The following is a 15034-nucleotide window of genomic DNA, read 5'->3' on the forward strand; positions in this document are numbered from 1 at the left end:
CACCAGGGCGTCACCGCTACGGGGCAGGGCAGTCATCGGGCGGGCCATCTGTCTCCTCTCGCCAGCCCTGGGGCCCGGGGCTCCGCGAAGGAGCCCCGGGCAGGCGAGTGTCAGGACAGACGACGGCGCAGTTCGCCGGTCAGCAGACCGGCGACTCCCACGACTGTCAGCGCCTGGGCCAGTTCGATACCGCAGGCGAGCAGACCAACCAGCGTTGCCAGGACTACGACCAGCAGGAGCAGGTCGGTCCAGGACAACGCTGAGCGGTTACGCGAGGGAGCAAGTGTTTCGTTGGCGTGTTCGGCCGGGGACGCGGGTTCTTCCGGAAGAGGGAAGGGCACTCAGTCTCCTGTGTCGGGCGGATGCTGTGGACGCTGCTCGTTCCAACCAGCTGAGCTGGGCTGAAACTTGGGCCCTCCCGGTTGCAGCCGGGCGAGCCACTTTTCACGCTATCGACATCGACTCTCACGAAGGGCCGGTGAGTTCCTCCCGTACAGGGGAATGTCAACCCGCCGTGTCAGCAAGAAACAGGGCACATGCTGGCCTCATCGATAAAACATCCCATTCGTCGTGAACGTCCATTAGCGCGGCTCGGACGTCACGTTTCCCCAGGCCAAAGCCCACCCCTTGCGGCTACTGGACGAGTTTTGCATCTAGCGACAGTTGATAAATAACTCCGTGCATTCCGCTTATGCGACTGCTCCGCAGGGGTTGTTCATGAAGTGTCTCGTGACTGTCTTGGATAACTCGGGAATTTCCTTGCGATTAAGTGGTATCCACCCTGGTCAGGGTGCTCATTCTTCAAGTTTCGGCGCGTCAGCCGGTAAGGGAAGTTGCTCATCCGGGGGCCCGGGTGCATGGTTAGGGCCATGAACCCCGCGCGACACGCGTGGGCCCCGGGCGTTCTGAATGCTGTGGACGAACCTAGGGATTCGGGGGTCACTCCTGTTGCAGCAGGACCCCCCACCAACCACCCTCTCGCACAGGGTCATTTGCCATGCGCGGAGCGGCTACGTACTCAGGGCCCAGCCAATAGCCGGGCCCTGAGTCATTTGTACAGCGCGGGTCCGCTCCGGCCACCTGTCGGCAAACGATCCTTTGACGACAGGCGGCTCATGCGTCCCATGACCCGCGTGATCCGGGGGTTCACGGCGGCCCGAATCCAATCAGATCCGATGGTGATTGCTGACAGGGTTTGATGACGGATAGGGTCCATTCCTCCATACGGAAGGGGCCCCTCGGTGGCGAACCTGGTCTACAAGCGGGTCTCGACCGACCAGCAGTCCACCGCCCGGCAGAACCTCGTCCTGGACGAGGCCGGGATCGAGGACCCGATCGTCTTCGAGGAGGAGGCCGGCACCTCCAGCCGCCTCCACCCTCTCCAGCGCCCGAAGTTCGGCGAGCTGCTGAAGTACGCGCGGCCGGGCGACACCGTGCACATCTCCGAGATGTTCCGCCTGGTGCGCGGCAATCAGCACATCCTCGACGTGCTCGACGTCCTGCACCGCGATCGCCTCGCCCTGCGCATCCACGACGGCGCGTTCTCCGCGATGGACCTCACCGCCCGCCACCCGCGCACCGGCGAGCTGCTGTCCACCGTGAAGTTCATGGTGCAGACCCTCGCCGCCGCCGGCGAACTCCAGCGCGACCTCCAGCGCGAGCTGACCTACGACGGGCTGCGCGCCGCCGAGGCCAAGGGCAGCAAGGGCGGGCGCCGCCCCGCGGTGGCGGCCGCGAAGACCGCCGAGGTACGCACCGCGTACCTGGAAGGGCGCTCCATCGCCGCCCTCGCCCGCGAGCACCGGGTCAGCCGCGGCGCCATCCGCACGGCCGTCGCCGACCTCCTGCCCGACCACACCGCCAGCAAGGAGGACGTGCCCGCCCCGGAGCTGCCGGTCACCCTCGACATGCCGGGCAAGGTCGCCGACTACCTCCGCACCACCGAGCTGGAGCCCGCCGAGCGTGCCGCGCTCGACCAGGGGGTGGCCGTACGCCGCGGCCAGGGCTACACCCTGCGCGTCAGCGCCGTCCTCGCGGTGCACCGCCAGCTCCTCGCCCGCTGCCAGCCGCTCGACGGTAGTCAGGGCGTCCCCGCCGTCCCGGCCCAGCGCAAGGCTCGCCGCGAGTACGAGAACCGGGTCAGCACGCTCACACCGAAACCGTGATCATTCCCAGGGCCAACTGCCGGGTCAGGCCCTCCGCTTCTTCGCCCACACCCGAGCCGGGTGCATACAGGCCAGCCCATCGCTGGGTGTGGGCATGAGTGGAGGCCAGGAAAACGCCTCGGTGGGCGGCCATAGCCGCAACTGCTGCCCGTTCTCCCCGTACCGGGCGGTCTCGTAGCCCGGTGCCAGGCGCAGTGAGGTGAACTGCACGGTAAGGGCACCGGTGCGAAGGATGACCGAGTAGCCGCTGGTCTTCCCGCGGAGCCTTCGACCAAGGAAGGTCCCCCACTCGTGCTGGTGCTCGTCGCCAGGCGGGTCGACGTAGAGGGCCCGAGCTGTGGTGCGGCGCATGGATGGCTGGCCGTAACGGTGCAGTTGGAGGTAGTCAGCGCGCGGGATCATCGTCAGGTCGTCGAGCACGCTGGACTGCACCATCATCATCGACGTCTTCATGGCCCACGTGGCGAGGGCGGTCTGTTCGTCAGGGCCAAGAGTCACAGGCCGGCCAATCATCACTCGGTATAGAAACGGCTGAACCTTCTGCTCAATGCTGGACATCCAGACGTTGTTGCAGGTGGAGCAGACGCATTTGACGGTGGCGGTGCCGAACAGTTCGGCGATCTGCCGGTATTCGCCCTGTTTTGTACGGATGGTCCGGATGCTGCCCGCCCTCACGAACTCCTCGGGGGCCTGGCGCCGCAGCCACTGGGGCAGCACGTGCTCACGGCTGCTTGCCTTACCCCCGCAGAACACGCACGTGCTGGCCATGCCAACTCCCCTCGAATGCCTAGATGAGGGAGAAGCCTATCGACGGCGGCCCCGAGGGCAGGGAGTATTTCGGTGCAGGGCCGTACGCATCGACGGAGTGATGGCTCTTTTCCCGACGGGCAAGGATCTGCCCGGAATGGGCGCCACCGCTGCATCCGGATGGCGCGCGGCTCCCGGCCCCCAGAGCGATCCCCGCATCGACCGACACGTCGCTGAGCGAGCCCCGGACGCCCGCCGCGAAGGTTGAGCCTCCGGAACCTACCGACGGGCTACTTGCTCCCGGGCGTCTGAGCTAGGACTCAAGAGCCGAGCACAGACCGGGTCAGCACCCTCGCGCGCCGACCTGTTCCGTGACCGAGAACCGAGAGGTCTGCCCGGAGCACCTCGGTCTCACCCGAACAGCCTTGGAGCCAGCGGCGGTCTCCAGTCGCCAGGAGGGGGAGAACTCCGGTCGGTAGTCCGGGTGGTCGCTCCATTGCTCGGCGATCAGACACATTTCGTAGTGGGCGGTTCCGGCCATCGCCTGAGCCATGTCCCAGGGCACGTCATCTTCGTGCGCTTGCAACACCACGTGCTGAGCCCGCAGTCGTTCCACGACCCGGAAAAGTGCCCGCAGCATCCGGGAATCCTCATCGCTGGCCACGAGGCGCGGAATGCCGCACTGGGCGTCCCGCGTCAGCCGCTCGGTGAGGCGCGCGTCGATGAAGTTGGCGACGCGGATCAGGTGGCCACTTTCCACAGGCATCTCAGCCAGCTTCTCCGGGCCACCCATCCAGCTCAAGGCGACACGACGGTCGCCGAGAAGAACCTCCGAAGCTGCCGAACGAAACCCAGTCAACTCTATGAAACCACTTTCAAGTTATCCGTCCCCATGAGAGATTGAAAGTAGTTGCAGGGCGGGCGGGCCGTCCACCGACGGAAGGGCAGACCTATGAATGACGCATTGACCGTGCGGCGAGTCCCGGAGGACTGGACCCCGCCCGAGAGCTGGCAGCGCCGGCCCACCGACAACGGCGGGGAGGAGGTCCTGGGCTGGCTCGCGACCGTCGCCTACACCCTGGACCTCACCACCCGGGAGCTGACCGCCTCCCCGGTGGAGAACCCGGGCCCCGACGGGCGGGACCCCGAGGTGCTCGCGCGGCTGGGTGAGCACGTCTACTACTCGCACATCCTGAGCGGCATCCTCCCGGCCCGGATCCAGCTGGGCCATCTCCCTCTGGACTGGTGGCCGCAGCTGGCCACCCCCGCCGCGATCAACGGACTCCTGGAGCAAGTGGAGCCGCTGGCACGCGAGATCGCCGACGGGGCGCTCCGCGTCACCGGGCAGTCGGGCACCACGCTGGACTGGTCACCCGTCGCCGCCGACGCCCATGCCGCCGTGAGCCACCTGATCAACAGGTTCCCCTACCGCGGCGGTGAGCACGATTTCCCCCGCCCCCGGGGAGCTTGGTACCTGGACACCGCCGAAGTCTTCCGGCACCGGCCCGACCTGATCGACCCGGCCTGGGCCGACCAGGGCGACCAGGAGCTCCCTCGCGTGGTCTCCGCCATCGCCCGGAGCATCACCGACGCCGCCGCCGACGACCCCGAGCTGCACGAGACCCTGGTCGGCCTCTCCCGCGACTCCCAGTGCCCGCCCACCCCCTACGACGGCCGGACCCCCACGCTGCACCCGGTGGGCGTGCACAGCTGGCTGCACCACTACCGCCGCCAGCAGGCCGACGGGCTGGAGCCGGTCGACGTCCGCTGGTGGGACTCCAGCGGCGTGCACGCCCACCGCATCCAGGACACCACCGACGACGACGAGCTGTGCCAGATCACCGCCCGCGCCGTCAAGGAAGCCACCGCCCAGGGCATCAAGCTGCTGGGCACCGGCCGGTGGGCCGAGGACCTGCGCCGCGCCCGGCGTACGGACATCCGTGAGCAGTTGGCCGCCATCGGCGCCGAGATCAGCGAGACCGAAGCCAAGCTCAAGCCCAAGAAGAAGCAGCGGCGCGCGCTGCTGGCCCGCGTCCTGACCTGGGACACCGACGCCACCGACTCCGGCCTCGGCCGCATCTCCGGGCTGTCCCACACCGCCGTGCGCTCCATGCGCGACGCCCTCAACGACGACACCGACGACTGACGCGACGCGACCTCAACAAAGACGTCGTCGAGCGTTGACCGCACGACAGCACCACCCGGGGTCGCAGCCATTCGAGCTGGCTGCGGCCCCGGGATGCCAAGGCACAGTCCCCGTCCGGGAGCCGGGCGGGCCGACCAGCGAAGGAGTAACCGATGACCGAACTTGCCGAGACGATCCGCTACACCGCCGACGTGGTGGTCACCACCACCGACGGCCGCGTCCTCCTCATCGAGCGGGACTGGCCCCCCTACGAGGGCGCCTGGGCGCTGCCCGGCGGGCACGTCGACCCGGGCGAGACCAGCCGTGAGGCCGCCGCCCGGGAACTCGCCGAGGAGACCGGCGTGCACGCGGCGCCGCACGAACTGGAGCAGATCGGCCCGTTCGACGCTCCGGGCCGCGACCCGCGCGGCCGGTACGTCACCGTCGCCTACCACCTCACCGTCGTCTCCGGCACGCCCGCCCAGGCAGGCGACGACGCCCGCGACGCCCGCTGGTGGCCGCTGAACGACCTGCCGCCGCTCGCCTTCGACCACGCCGACATCCTCGCCAAGGCCACCGCAAGCCGCTGACCGTCCGGCCCACCGCATAGGGGCGCCCGCAGCCATTCGAGCTGGCTGCGGGCGCTTTTGCCGACTCTAGTCCGGCCGCTCACCTCGAAGAAGGAGAGCCCCGGAGCCAAAGCAGCTGGCTCCGGGGCTCACGCGCTCGGTAACGGCAACCACGACGGCACACCGCACCACCGTCGCCGTTCGACAGCCCGTCACGGGGTCGGAGTGGCCTTCAGGCGGGCTACGAGGGAGGGGTGGGGGGCGCGTCGTCCGTGATGGAGCTGGCACACCGCCGCGGGACCGGGCCGCCGTACTGCCCCCGTCACGGACGCGCGAGCGTGAGCAGACCAGACTCCCCGGTCGTGGCCGAGGGGGCGCACCTGCTGCCGCGCAGTGGTGCCGGCCGCAGTGGTCGCTCCGCGTCGGTGCGGGCATCGCTGTGGCTCAGGAGCACGACGAATACCACCTCACGTGCAGCGATGCACGTCTGGGCCCCGGACTCGTATCTCTGGCCCCAGCCGCAAAGTAGCGGCGGTGTCGGCCCGTACGGGGCCGTTGCCCCGGCCCGTACCGCCCTACCGGTGCGACTTGGAGGCGCTCGCCGATCCAGCCGGGCAGCGGTGCCACTGGCACGTCGCGGACGATCGAGTACGGCAGTCCGCCGACGATCGAGCCGGGCCCGATCAGGTAGCCGCCGCTGCGGCGGCCGGGGCCGCGGACGTCGATCCCTGGCCCGAGGGCGGTCCGACCGCCGGAGACGCTGCCGATGGTGCAGCCTCTGGGCGCCCGGAAGTACATGTGCCGGCCGCCGGACGGCGTGGCCACTGTGAAGGTCTCGGGCACCGCCTCCCCGAGTCGGCCGGCCAGGGCGGAGAGGACACCGAACCCGTCGTCGTCGTGGACATCGAGGTCCAGGGCGACGACGTGGGAGGCCCGGCAGCCGACGCCGACTCCTCGCCCGGCGAGCAGCTCGGGCAGCCGCTCGGGGAGCAGGGTGGCTTGGCGCTGCCACCCGGGTTCGGGGACCCGGCCGCCGATCGGGAGCGGGAAGACGGCCAGACCCCGGTCGACCGCCGTTCGCGCAGCGGCGAGCACCTGCGGGCACTCGGCCGACCAGTGCCAGATCTGGGCCGGGTTGCGACGGTGCTCGGGGCAGTCGTCGCGCTCGGTGCCGTCGGCCACGGCCCCGCAGCCGACCTTGGGGCAGGTGCACGCGCGGAAGGCGCTGCCTCCGTGCGGCCTGCCGTGACGGGCGTACCCGCTGGCGGTGATGACGGCCTGGACGTCGCGGACGTTCACGCGGCCTCGACCTCGTCGTCCTCGTAGTCGTAGCAGCAGCACTCGTCGTACGGGTTGCCGCTGCCGCCGGCTCCGCACTCCGGGCAGGCGTTGGGGTCGAAGTCGCTGTCGGGGTCGTTGTCGGCGTACTCGTGGTGCCGCCAGCCGGAGCACTGGTCGTTGTAGCAGCCGCACCCGGGGCATTCGGGGCAGACCATGCCGTTCGTCCAGCCGCACTTCTCGCACAGGAGCTGGTTGCGCGGGTCGTTCTGCTCCTGGCGGAGGTAGTCGACCGCCTCGCGGTAGGTGTTGATGTCGACGTACTCCGCGAGGTACCGCTCCAAGGTCTCCCGCTCGTCGGCCTCGGGGTGGTCCAGGAGCGCGATGGCACAGGCGTGCTTGATGCCCAGCTCGTCCTTGAGGTCGGCCAGGGCCTTCTTGCGCGCGTGGTTCTTCGGCATCTCAAGCTCTCGTTTCCGCGGCTCGCGGTGATCCCAGACTCACCGGCCGCCAAGAGCGAGGCCAGCAAGGGTGATGCGATGTGGTGGGCGGCTCGGCGCGGAGCACCTTCGGTGTTGCTCGTCCGGTCTGGGCCAGACGAACCGGGCCGCGAGCCGGGCCCACGGTCTCAGTGACCGCAGACCCGACTGTAGCGAACCGCACCGACACTCAGGGCGCGATCCGCGCGGCCGTCACGCGATCGGAGTGGATGCGGTGGGCCTTGCGGCCGGCGGGCGACTGCATCAGCGCGGCCGTGGAGTGCTCGATCATCGCCACGTGGACGCTGACCGGTGCGGAGGCCCGCACGAGGTAGCCCTGCCCCCGGCGGATCTGCTGGCCGTTCTGCAGGGCCTCGCGTACAGCGTCGTCGGCGACATCGGCCAGGTGCTCGGCGACCAGGCCGGGCACGTCGACCGCCACGACCGGATCGGGGTCGGCGGCCCCTGTGAGGTCATGGTCTCCTGACGTCGTGGGGTCATCGTCCAGAAGACCCCCGAGGTCAGGACTGTGGCGGGCTCCGGCGGAGTCCAGAGCTCGCCGGATCACCTTGGGGTCGACGTGGTACTGCCGGGCAAGGGCCTTCACCGCGGTACCGCCGTCGTAGGCGGCGACGACATCGGCGGCCTGCTGGGCGTTGAGCCGCGCGGGACGTCCGAGGGTCTTGCCCTCCGTGCGTGCGGCGGCGACTCCATCCCGGGTGTTCTCGCTGATCATGTCCCGCTGGAATTCCAGAACCCCGGCGAGCATCGTGACGAACAGCTTCGTCATCGGGTCCTCGGAAGTCAGGTCCATGCCCGCCCAGGCGCCTGCGGCGATCCGCAGGTGCAGGCCGCGCCGTCGGAGGACGTCCCGGACGTCGAGGACGTCCTTGACCGAGCGGAACAGCCGGGCAGCGTCTGCCAGACGTACGACGTCGCCGACCGCCGCCTCGTCCAGCAGCTGCATGAAGCCGGGCCGTTTGAGCGGGTGCAGACGGCTGGAGGTTGCAGGGTCCTCGTAGGCCGGGGCGCCGGCGTCGAGATAGGAGGCAAGGTGGTGCTTCTGCCGGAGATTGGTTTGCTTGTCCGTGGAGTGCCGCAGGTACAGGCGGTCAGTCACGGCCGCTTTCCTCCTGGTCCTCGCCGTCGAGTGGCAGGTCGATGTCGAGCACGAGGGAGCCCTGGACGTCGCCGCGGTTGGTGGGGTGCTTGAACACGGCCGTCAGCCGGACGCCGCCCTCGAACCGCTTCGACTCGCGCGGCGCGCTGGCGTCCAGGACACGGCACCACTCGTCGAAGATGGCGCGGCGGTCGTTGTCGGTCTGCCTGGCGCCAAGGCGGTCGACCTCGCCGCGCAGGGCGCCGTTGTTCATGACGGTCCAGTTGAGCGGGTACCGCTCGGCCTTGAGCCCGGCCTTCACGAGGCCGTCGAGCACGCCAATCGCGCGGTACTGCCAGCCGTTGAGATCGGTCGTGGTGATGTCGCCGAATGCCATGTTGTCCCCTTGGGTTGGCCGGGCCGCGGCGGCTCGGCGTCCGATGACCCACCCTAGGGGGGCGAAAAGGGGAGGCGCAACCATGGTGCGGTTCTGATTGGCTCGGGGCCACGTTTCCGCTGGTCGCTGATTGGATGAGCCGTTCAGAGTCGAGAGGGGCGCAGAGGGCCGATTCCGCCCCCGGTGGTTCTCGACCCGCGGTTGGAGGCCGCCCGGCAGGCCCGTGCCGAGCAGCCGGAGATGGTGGCCAGCCGCCGTCGCCGGCGGCGGTCGCGGCGAGGGCGACGACCTTCCAGACAGCAGCGGGAACGCCGTCCTGCGGGCCGTTGCAGGGCTCGTTGATGAGATCCACGGCGATTCCCACGGCTGGCCGTACGGGGCCGGGCACATACCAGCGGCTGAGCAGCGTGGTACCCGGGGGCTTCGCCGCCCCCGGGGCCCCGCTGCCCCGTCCCTCCCCGGCGCGAAACGGTTTCGTCGTGGTGCAGATCCGTGCGCGCCGGGAAGCAACGGGGGTGTGGGCAGGGGCTGAGGTCCGGCCGGGGCTGGGCCACGAACCGGGGCCGGGCCGCGGTCGCCTGCAGCAGGTCCGGGAGGCACTCAAATCGGGTGTCCTGCCGTACGGTCGCTGACTCAGCCTTCCGTCCTGAATGCCTTGATTCGCCCTAATCACCCGTCAGGCTCGTGTTGCCCAGCGGTAGATGAAACCTCCCGCCCCAGAAAAAACTCGCGACGCGCCCGCGTTTTGGGTACGTACATGAACTGCTGGCATGACATGATCGCCTGCATGTCTAGGCCCTATGGAAGTCGGGATGTGCGCGACCGGGAGTACGTACCGCCCGTCGCAGACTCGAAATCCAAGCGCAAGTTGGTGCGACTGTCGCCGCTGGTGCCTCGCGAGGCACACGCCAGGGCGTTCGCCAACGCCAAAGCGTCGGGGGTCTCGATGAGCAAGTACATCGCGGAACTCATCCTGCGCGACCAGCTCGATGACAGCGGCCGTCCGGTGTGGGCCCGCGAAGCCTTCGGTGAGCCGGACCAGGGGGAACTTCCCATGACTGGCTGATCGTCTGAAAAAGCGTCGAAGGGCGCCAAAACGCCCCGGCTTCCAACCGGGGCGGCGCCCTTCCGACGTACCGGGTCCAGCGTCTCTTCCCAGGCCGCTGAAACCCATCGCATTACCGCAGTGCAAGGCGTCTTCCAAACGCCACCGCACAGAGGTCTCCGGCTTCCAACCGGAGGTCTCGCCCCCCGCTCCGAAGAACAGGAGGTGAGTCGAGCCCCACAGACGCTTTCCAGGGCGTCCGTCGGGCGGGTGGTGCCCCAAGAGCCACACATATGGAGTTCGGAGCCCCGTCACGCGCCTGGTTGGTCGCGTTGGAGCCCTCCGCCGAACGGCGGTAGGGGGGCTTCGGCGTGCATATGGAGTTAGGAGCACCCCCCATCGTAGCGGACCGCTACGGTGCCGGACAGCTCACGCCGACCCCCGGAGTGTCCGCGGAGTCGAGCGAGCACAGCCCGTCATCTGCCCCGAATCACAACCCCCATACAGGTGTTCTGCCCCTCTTCGAGGTGGAGCTGGCCGACCTCCAGGCGCTGTTCCTGGAGCTGTCCCCGCGCGACTCCATCCGGGCGGACACCCGTTCCGGGGCGGGCGAGTGGCTGCACTCCTACAAGGCCCAGCCCATCCCCCAGGCCGCCCCGAACGGCCCGTACGCCGTGCACCTCGCCGACCGCCTCGACCGCTTCCAGTGGGTCTGCTTCGACCTCGACTCCAAGCGCGGCGACACCGGCCCCGACCTCTCGACCCTGCTGCGCTGGCTGGAGGAGGCCGGGCTGACCTACGTGGTCGCCGCCTCCGGATCCGCCGGCGGGCGGCACGTCTGGGTCACCTCCGCCGAGCCGCTGGAGGCCGTGCTGGTCGCCTCCATCGCCAAGGCCGCCGCGCTGCGCTTGCCCACCCTCGACCACGGCCTGCTGTGCAACCCGGCCACCGGAGCGGTCCGCCCGATCGGCGCCGCGCACCGCGACGGCGGGCGCAGCCAGTTGCAGGCTCCGCTCGATTCCCGCCGCGCCGCCGCGCTGCTCTCCCCCACCGGCTGCGGCAACGTCTCCGACGCGTTCGTGCGCCTCGCGCTCATCATCGACTCCGTCCCGGCCCCCGCGACCGTCCGCCCGCGCATCGTGCGCGAGCAGCAGCAGGCCCAGGTCCTCGACGACGAGTTGGGCCCGCGGCTGGCGGGAACCCCGAACACGTTGCTGGACGACGATACGGTCACCCTGCTCACCCACCGCCCGGCCGAGGACCGCGTCAGCGAGACGCTGGCCTCCCTGCTCGGCCGCCTCGCCCTGCGCCGCTGGACGTGGCCAATGGTCGAGAAACTGCTCGACGAGCGCCGCCACCGGGAGGGCGGTCTCCTGCACGCCTGCACCAGCACCCGGCGCGGCGGCAGGCTGCGCATCGTTCTTCCCGGGACCCAGGCCCGCGAGAAGCTGGCCCGCCAGTGGGCCCGCTGCGTGGCGTACGCGGCCACCCTGCCGCTCACCGAGGACACCCTGGAATGGACGCAGAACATCGCCGACGTCGTCGCCCTGGTCGAGGACGTCCAGGCCGCCGCCGACGCCGACCCCGAGCGCTGGGCACGCAAGTCCGGCCCCGCAGACCGCGCCGCCCTCGACCTGCGGTGCCTGTACGCGCTGCGCTCCGGCACCACTGTCCTCGACCTCGACGTCCGCCGTGCCGCCATCGCCGCCGCCCACGGCCGCTCCACCATGCACCGCGCCCAGAACCGCCTCACCCTCGACGGCTGGCTCGCCGACCGCGCCACCGAAGGCCCCGCAGGCACCCACGAACTGCTCCCCGTCACCGCTGCGCACCCTGGAATCACCCTCGCTGCACAGGGTGGGACACAAGGAACCCCGCCCCCCGTAGGGGAGCGGCGAGCCACGCTGATCTCTCGTCTCCAGCAGCGTCTTTCAGCAGGTCAGGCCGACGCTTTCGCCTACGGCAGGGCCACCGATACCCATGCCGGAGGACTTGGCCATCACGCCGGCCGCATCTACCAGCAGCTCATCGAGCACGCAGAACGCCCGTTGAACCTCTCCGAGCTGTGCGCCCGCACCGGGTACGCCCCGCGTACTGCCATCCGGCACCTGAGCGCCCTGCGCAACCTCATGGTCGTCACCCGCGCTGTCATGGCCGTTCATCACGAGTGCCCCACCTGCCACGCCGTGCCAGGCACCCGCTGCATCACAACCGCTGGCACCGTTGTAGGCCGCCGAGGAGCCGACCAGCATGCCGCCCGCCGCACCTTCACCCGCGAGCGCTCCGGCACTCCCCACTACCGCCCCCGGCCCGGCGCCCTGATCACCGCGGCCAAGGCCCTGGGCTGCCATGGCGTCACCGCCAGCCGTGCACGCCGCTACGCCATCGAGATCGAGCTGTACCGGTGGTGGCGCCAGGAAGAGGAGTGGATGCGGGCCCCGAAGAAGGGCGTGCGCACCGGCGTTCAGACCCACCAGGAGCAAGCCGAGTTCGTCGTCACCACGCTTCCCGCTCTTCCCCGCCGCCGCTACCCCCGCACCGCCGACGGCCGTGGCGACCACACCGCGGCGAAAGCCCGCATCCTGCGCCGCATCGCTACCGCCTGAGTGCTATGGCAGTGGTCGTCGCAGCCCGCAGTTGCTCGGTTCTGACGATCATTAGAAGGACGCTCACCACAGGGCTTGTTATTTCCCCCGGGGTCGCCCCTACTGGCGCTTGACTGTGGGTCCCGCTGGGTGCTGAGCCCAGCGGGACCGAGAACCGCGTCTACTGCCGCATCTCAATCCTGATGGCTAGGGAGGTGCCGCCGGCCGTGATGAGGGCGATGCCTACCGATGAGTCACCCCAGAGTCCGACGGCTGTGCCCCCTCCCGCGCACAACGCGGCGAAGCCCAACTGGGCCCATGCCCGGATCTTCTCGCCGCGGGAACGCCGGGCGGGCAGCTCACCCTGTTCCTCCGTGGAAGCCTGCGACTGCGTCTTATGTGCCCGCTGAACGCTCTTTGTCCTAGACATGATCAACTTTCAGTCATGCGTGCCGCAGCACGCGGTGAATTGACGTCATGGACCATGGATCAGCGAGCAGTTAGCCACGCAAGCCCCCTCCGAAGCCCCGTGCACGTCTTTGGGCAGGGGGACTGGAACCGAGCACGCCTCCCGGGGCCGTGAGCAGGCGCACTGATGCCGTGTCGGTGCGCAGCGCTACGGTCCCGGTACAGGCGGCAACAGCCAAACAGGAGGGGGACGCTCATGACGACACCAGGGCGCCGAGGAGGGGCAGGTGCCAGCGCTCGCCAGGTCGCTGAGGCGGCCCGCACCGCCGAGCGCACCGCGCAGCACCGCCGTGCGAAGGTCACGCTTCCCCTCACCGCAGCGTGCGCTGTGGTGGTCGGCGTCGCCGCAGCCGTCGCGACCGTGTGGCAGCTGGGGCTGCTCGCTGCGTTCACCGTCGCGGCCTACGGAATCCTGCAGACCTACCGCCGTGCCGACAACTCCTGGGCCAAGGGCGCGGCCGGCGAAGTGGCGACTGCCCGTCTGCTGGCCCCCCTGGCTCGCCGCGGCTACGCGGTACTGCACGACCGGGCCATCCCGGGCAGCCGGGCGAATTTGGATCACCTGGTCGTCGGACCTGCAGGCGTCGCCTACGTCGACACCAAGGCGTGGCGTTCGACGCGGTCGAAGATCAGGGTTGAGGGCGGCACCTTGCGCTACGGCCGGTACGACCAGACGCGGGCCCTGCAGACAGTCTGCTGGGAAGCCGGACAGGCAGCACGCCAGCTGGGTGTTGAGGTCCGTCCGATCGTCGCTGTCCATGGCGCCACGGTCCCCGGACCCAGGGGCCGCATCGAGGTCCAGGGCGTCATGGTCGTCTCTGCGAAGAAGCTGCCGAAGCTGCTGCAGAATCTGGCTCCTCAGCCGGGCTGGAGCGCCGACCGCATCACCGCGGTGGAAGCCCTGGCCGAGAGGCGACTGCCCCCGCACGGCAGCTGAGCAACAAGCAGGGGTCCGGGATCGGCTGATCCCGGACCCCTGGCAATTGGTCTAGGACGCGGTCGCCCTGGTCCGCACGTCCTCCTCGCCGATGTCGAGCACGTCAGCCAGAGCTTCGCCGGCCGCCCACCGTTGCAGGAGCGGACGGTCCACCAGCCGGATGCCGTGCCGGGCCGCCCAGAGCACACGCTCCCGCCCGAACAGCCCGCTGCTGACCACCAGGAAGAGCGGCCGGGCCGCATGCTCAGGGGGCACCTGCACTGTTCCCACGGGCCGCAGCACCCCCCTTCCCCCGCTCTCCTGCCCGGTCTGCGCCGCACCGTGCTCGAACGCGATCCCCAACTGCCGTCCGTCCGGGCCGACGCCGACCAGGTGGACGACTGGCCCGCGGATCCGCACTCCCCGCACCTGGGTCCACCCGTCACGAAGGAGCAGCCGCCCCACGATGGTCCGGAAACGGCGGTCGTCTGCCGCGTCGATGTCCGCCATGGAGAAGCAGGCCGCCTGCCGCTGCCGGTGCACCCGCAGGGCCCGCCGCCGGCGCACTTCGCCCCACACCGCATACGCGAGAGCCGCCCCAGCCAGCAGCACCGCCCACCAGCCGACCCGGACCCACAGCCACCCAAGCCCCAGCAGAGGCAGTCCGACCACCGCGGCGACTGCGGCGCCCGCTGGCACTACCTCCCACCACTCCGGACCGTGCCGCCCGCTTAGCCGAACCTGCAGCGCCTCACGCTGACGCCAGGCCCGGCGCGTGCCGACAGGAGACCGACTCCACATGCTCCACCTCCACCGCGGCGCCCCGTGCCCCATGTCATATCTGCCCGCGCGACCGGCCGTACAGCGGCACCGCCCAGGACCGGCCATCGGCATTGGATAACAAGCCCTGCGGGCGGACAATGGCCGGTGCCAGAGAGAAGGAGGCGCCCGCTACGGCGGACACCTGCTTCCGAGACCAACAGGACCACGGACGGAGTCACCACGTGAGCACCGGCCAGAACGCCGCCGCCGGCGAGGACCGGGAAGCAGGGGCGGTCACCTACAGCGACGGGGAAGTCGTGTGTGCGGAGCCCGGAGACCCCTTCACCACGGCGCGGTCGGGCTTTGTCCGCCTGGTGCAACGGTGACCTTCCCCAGCGG

Annotated in this window: 15 protein-coding genes; 7 read left to right on the forward strand and 8 right to left on the reverse strand. The window is 69.9% G+C overall.

Features of this window, described 5'->3' with window-relative positions; all coding sequences use genetic code 11:
- Positions 1-110: 110 nt before the first annotated feature.
- Positions 111-257 carry a hypothetical protein gene (locus ACFYNS_RS30645; RefSeq protein WP_388606136.1) on the reverse strand — a complete coding sequence of 49 codons (147 nt, stop codon included), beginning with the start codon at positions 255-257 and terminating at the stop codon, positions 111-113.
- 984 nt (positions 258-1241) lie between these two features.
- On the opposite strand from ACFYNS_RS30645, the gene ACFYNS_RS30650 reads away from it, so the two are divergent.
- Positions 1242-2165, forward strand: a complete 924-nt coding sequence (locus ACFYNS_RS30650) for a recombinase family protein (RefSeq protein WP_388606138.1) — start codon at positions 1242-1244, stop codon at positions 2163-2165.
- 24 nt (positions 2166-2189) lie between these two features.
- Here the strand turns inward: ACFYNS_RS30650 and ACFYNS_RS30655 are convergent, their stop codons facing one another.
- Positions 2190-2933, reverse strand: coding sequence for a hypothetical protein (locus tag ACFYNS_RS30655; protein ID WP_388606140.1), 744 nt, complete (start codon positions 2931-2933; stop codon positions 2190-2192).
- 322 nt (positions 2934-3255) lie between these two features.
- The gene (locus ACFYNS_RS30660) at positions 3256-3678 is read right to left on the reverse strand and encodes a hypothetical protein (protein WP_388606142.1); all 423 of its coding nucleotides are present in this window, start codon (positions 3676-3678) and stop codon (positions 3256-3258) included.
- 186 nt (positions 3679-3864) lie between these two features.
- Here ACFYNS_RS30660 and ACFYNS_RS30665 point away from each other — a divergent pair, with 186 nt between their 5' ends.
- A complete protein-coding gene (locus ACFYNS_RS30665) occupies positions 3865-5058 on the forward strand; it encodes a hypothetical protein (protein WP_388606143.1) in 1194 nt (397 codons plus the stop codon).
- Between the two features lie 152 nt (positions 5059-5210).
- Positions 5211-5627: an NUDIX domain-containing protein gene (locus ACFYNS_RS30670; RefSeq protein WP_388606144.1), complete on the forward strand. Its 417-nt coding sequence runs from the start codon at positions 5211-5213 to the stop codon at positions 5625-5627.
- A 423-nt stretch (positions 5628-6050) separates the two neighbouring features.
- Here the strand turns inward: ACFYNS_RS30670 and ACFYNS_RS30675 are convergent, their stop codons facing one another.
- From ACFYNS_RS30675 to ACFYNS_RS30690, 4 genes are all read right to left on the reverse strand, one after another.
- Complete coding sequence (locus tag ACFYNS_RS30675; protein ID WP_388606146.1) at positions 6051-6905, reverse strand: bifunctional DNA primase/polymerase; 855 nt, start codon at positions 6903-6905, stop codon at positions 6051-6053.
- Positions 6902-7345 carry a hypothetical protein gene (locus ACFYNS_RS30680; protein ID WP_360290124.1) on the reverse strand — a complete coding sequence of 148 codons (444 nt, stop codon included), beginning with the start codon at positions 7343-7345 and terminating at the stop codon, positions 6902-6904. Before ACFYNS_RS30680 ends, ACFYNS_RS30675 begins: the two co-directional genes overlap by 4 nt.
- 208 nt (positions 7346-7553) lie before the next feature.
- The gene (locus ACFYNS_RS30685) at positions 7554-8483 is read right to left on the reverse strand and encodes a recombinase family protein (RefSeq protein WP_360290122.1); all 930 of its coding nucleotides are present in this window, start codon (positions 8481-8483) and stop codon (positions 7554-7556) included.
- Positions 8476-8859: a hypothetical protein gene (locus ACFYNS_RS30690; protein ID WP_388606149.1), complete on the reverse strand. Its 384-nt coding sequence runs from the start codon at positions 8857-8859 to the stop codon at positions 8476-8478. Before ACFYNS_RS30690 ends, ACFYNS_RS30685 begins: the two co-directional genes overlap by 8 nt.
- Before the next feature lie 787 nt (positions 8860-9646).
- On the opposite strand from ACFYNS_RS30690, the gene ACFYNS_RS30695 reads away from it, so the two are divergent.
- The 3 genes from ACFYNS_RS30695 (at position 9647) to ACFYNS_RS30705 (ending at position 13894) form a co-directional block, all read left to right on the forward strand.
- The gene (locus ACFYNS_RS30695) at positions 9647-9925 is read left to right on the forward strand and encodes a hypothetical protein (RefSeq protein ID WP_276479318.1); all 279 of its coding nucleotides are present in this window, start codon (positions 9647-9649) and stop codon (positions 9923-9925) included.
- Positions 9926-10431: 506 nt separating this feature from the next.
- Complete coding sequence (locus tag ACFYNS_RS30700) at positions 10432-12510, forward strand: hypothetical protein (RefSeq protein ID WP_388606151.1); 2079 nt, start codon at positions 10432-10434, stop codon at positions 12508-12510.
- 643 nt (positions 12511-13153) lie between these two features.
- Complete coding sequence (locus ACFYNS_RS30705; protein WP_388606153.1) at positions 13154-13894, forward strand: nuclease-related domain-containing protein; 741 nt, start codon at positions 13154-13156, stop codon at positions 13892-13894.
- Between the two features lie 51 nt (positions 13895-13945).
- On the opposite strand, the gene ACFYNS_RS30710 is transcribed toward ACFYNS_RS30705, so the two are convergent.
- On the reverse strand, positions 13946-14545 hold the full coding sequence (locus tag ACFYNS_RS30710) for a hypothetical protein (RefSeq protein ID WP_388606154.1): 600 nt from the start codon (positions 14543-14545) through the stop codon (positions 13946-13948).
- A gap of 332 nt (positions 14546-14877) precedes the next feature.
- Between ACFYNS_RS30710 and ACFYNS_RS30715 the strand changes: the two genes are divergently transcribed.
- Positions 14878-15021: a hypothetical protein gene (locus ACFYNS_RS30715; RefSeq protein WP_276479322.1), complete on the forward strand. Its 144-nt coding sequence runs from the start codon at positions 14878-14880 to the stop codon at positions 15019-15021.
- The last annotated feature ends 13 nt before the right edge of the window (positions 15022-15034 follow it).

This window comes from Streptomyces sp. NPDC006925, from assembly GCF_042869575.1.
Classification (GTDB): domain Bacteria; phylum Actinomycetota; class Actinomycetes; order Streptomycetales; family Streptomycetaceae; genus Streptomyces.